The sequence below is a fragment of the Pseudomonas sp. CBC3 genome (assembly GCF_037967085.1).
In the GTDB taxonomy this organism is placed as follows: domain Bacteria; phylum Pseudomonadota; class Gammaproteobacteria; order Pseudomonadales; family Pseudomonadaceae; genus Stutzerimonas.
In genome coordinates this window covers 1-2,596 of the sequence record NZ_JBANEO010000016.1, presented here as the reverse complement: position 1 = coordinate 2,596, position 2,596 = coordinate 1, and the positions used below count along the sequence as shown (strand labels likewise).

Genomic DNA, 2,596 nt, shown 5'->3' with positions numbered 1-2,596 from the left:
TGCGGATTCCACGCCATTCGGACACTCAGCCCACGCTGATCCGGACACCTGTTCCACGTTCATTCGGACAGGCAGTCGGAGCGCAGCGACGCAGGGGTGGCATTGTTAGTCTGAGGTGCCCGGCGTCGTCAATTTCTGCGTCCGTTTGCGCATTGATTCACCCTCCAGATTGATCCGATAAGCGTTGTGCACCAGGCGGTCGAGGATGGCATCGGCCAGGGTCGGATCGCCGATCAGTTCGTGCCAGTTGTCCACCGGCATCTGGCTGGTGACGATGGTCGAGCGCTGGCCGTAACGGTCGTCCAGTAGCTCCAGCATGTCGCGCCGTTGCTCGCCGGTGAACGGGGCCAGGCCCCAGTCGTCGAGGATCAGCAGGTCGGTCTTGGCGTAGCTGCTCATCAGCTTGGCGAAGCGGCCGTCGCCATGGGCCAGACCCAGTTCTTCCAGCAAACGTGGCAGGCGCAGGTAGCGCACGCTGTAGCCCTCCCGGCAGGCCTGGTGGGCCAGGGCGCAGGCCAGCCAGGTTTTACCGACACCGGTGGGGCCGCCGATGATCAGGTTGAGGCCGTCGCGCAGCCACTGACCACTGCTCAGTTGCAAGATCAGCGCCTTATCCAGTCCGCGCGGGCTGCGGTAGTCGATGTCTTCGAGGCAGGCGTTGTGCTTGAGCCGGGCCTGGCGCAGGCGGCTGCTCAGGCGCTTGTCATCGCGTTCGGTCAGCTCGCGGTCGACCAGCAGGCCGAGGCGTTCTTCGAAGCTCAGGCTGTCGATGTCCGGGGTTTTCAGTTGTTCATTCAGCGCCTTGAGCATGCCGTGCAGGCGCAGGGTTTGCAGCTTGTCCAGGGTCGGATGGGGCAGCATGGTGGGATTCCTTGGGGTCAGTGGTAGTAGGCGGATCCGCGCAGGTTGGCGTGGTCGTCCGGCAGTAGCGGCAGGTTGGTTTGAACTAGCGGCAGGTTTTCCAGCCCCTGGCGCAGGATCGATTCGAGGCTCTTGTAGCTGCACGTGCCGAGGCTGATGGCGCGACGGCAGGCCAACTCCAGACGCGCCTCACCGTGGGTTTTACCCAGGCGCAGGATGCCCAGGCAGGCCCGGTAGCCCTGCTGCGGATGGATGCGCCGTTCGAGGATGTGCCGGATCACGCCGGCGGTGTTCGGCCCGGTCTGCTCGGCCCAGCGGATCAGCCGTTGCGGCGTCCACTCGGCATGCTCGCGATGGCTCTTGGGCATGTGCTCGGCCTGCGTGCTGTGCCTGCCCTTGTGCATTGAGCGCAGGTGGCTGGCCACCCGCTGGTTGGCGTGGAAACACTCGACGGTGCGCGCCGTCAGGCGCACCTCCAGCTGCTTCTTCACCAGTTGATACGGCACCGAGTAGTAATGCCCATCGACCTCGACGTGGTAGTCGATGTGCACCCGCGCCTTCTTCCACTCGGCGTAGACGTAGGGTTGCTCCGGCAGGGGGCGCAGCGCCGGACGATCCAGAGCTTCGAAGGCCGTCTGGCGCGAGCCCGGCAGCTTGCGAAACGGTCGTCGGTTGAGCCGCTCCAGCAACCCGGCGATAGCGCTGTTGAGTTCATCCAGGGAGAAGAACTGGCGGTTGCGCAGGGCGGCGAGGATCCAGCGTTCAACCACCTGCACGCCGACTTCGGCCTTGGCCTTGTCGCGCGGTTTGCGTGCCCGCGCCGGCACCACCGCCACGCCATAGTGCTCGGCCAGATCGCGGTAGCTCGGGTTGATGTCCGGCTCGTAACGATGGGCCTTGCTCACCGCGCTGCGCAGGTTGTCCGGCACCACGATCTCCGGCACCCCGCCGAGGAAGGCGAAGCAACGGGTATGCGAGCCCAGCCAGTCCGGCAGCTGCTGCGACCAGGTGGCTTCGGCGAAGGTGTAGCTGGACGCGCCAAGCACCGCGACGAACACCTGCGCCTGGCGGATCTCGCCGCTGTGGCGATCGATAACCGGCACCGTCTGGCCAGCATAGTCGACGAACAGCTTCTCGCCGACGCGGTGCTCCTGACGCATCACCACGTCCAACTTGCCCTGCCAGGCTCGGTAGTGCTCACAGAACCAGCTGTACTGAAAGCCCTGCGGCTGGCTCAGGCGGTACTCCTGCCAGAGCAGCGCCAGGGTTACGCCGGGGCGGCGCAGTTCGGCATGCACCCATGCCCAATCGGGTAAAGGCCGCTTCTCACTGGCAACCGCCGGGGCCGGCGGGAACAGTTGCTGCTCCAACTCGGCATCGGACAACGAACAGGGCCAGGTGAGGCCGCTGGCGGCAAAACGGCAGAGGTAATCACCGGCACTGCTGTGGCCAATGCCCAGGCTGCGGGCGATCTTGCGCACGGACAGGCCGCAGTCGAACTTGAGGCGTAACACCTCTCGGATTTTACGCATGGATAAACGCTCCACAACGACCTCTCTGCTTCGAAAAAGAGATCGATGGTAGTGAATAAATCCTGCGTGGCTGCCTGCCAGAAAAGTGTCCGGATGACCGTGGAGTCGGTGTCCGGATGCTTGTGGAATGAGTGTCCGGATCAGCGTGGAATCACTGTCCGGGTGCGCGTGGAATGGGTGTCCGAGTCAGCGTGGAATCCGCA

At 64.5% G+C, this 2,596-nt stretch carries 2 protein-coding genes; both read right to left on the bottom strand.

Going from position 1 to position 2,596, the window contains the following annotated elements:
- Positions 1-105: 105 nt before the first annotated feature.
- The gene (istB, locus tag V6943_RS20190) at positions 106-861 is read right to left on the bottom strand and encodes an IS21-like element helper ATPase IstB (RefSeq protein ID WP_256058797.1); all 756 of its coding nucleotides are present in this window, start codon (positions 859-861) and stop codon (positions 106-108) included.
- Positions 862-878: 17 nt separating this feature from the next.
- Positions 879-2,393, bottom strand: a complete 1,515-nt coding sequence (gene istA, locus V6943_RS20185; protein WP_256058798.1) for an IS21-like element ISPpu7 family transposase — start codon at positions 2,391-2,393, stop codon at positions 879-881.
- Positions 2,394-2,596: the final 203 nt, after the last annotated feature.

Bases quoted from the DNA above. Each gene is read 5' to 3' on its own strand.
- istB (WP_256058797.1), bottom strand. From the start codon at position 861: ATGCTGCCCCATCCGACCCTGGACAAGCTGCAAACCCTGCGCCTGCAC.
- istA (WP_256058798.1), bottom strand. From the start codon at position 2,393: ATGCGTAAAATCCGAGAGGTGTTACGCCTCAAGTTCGACTGCGGCCTG.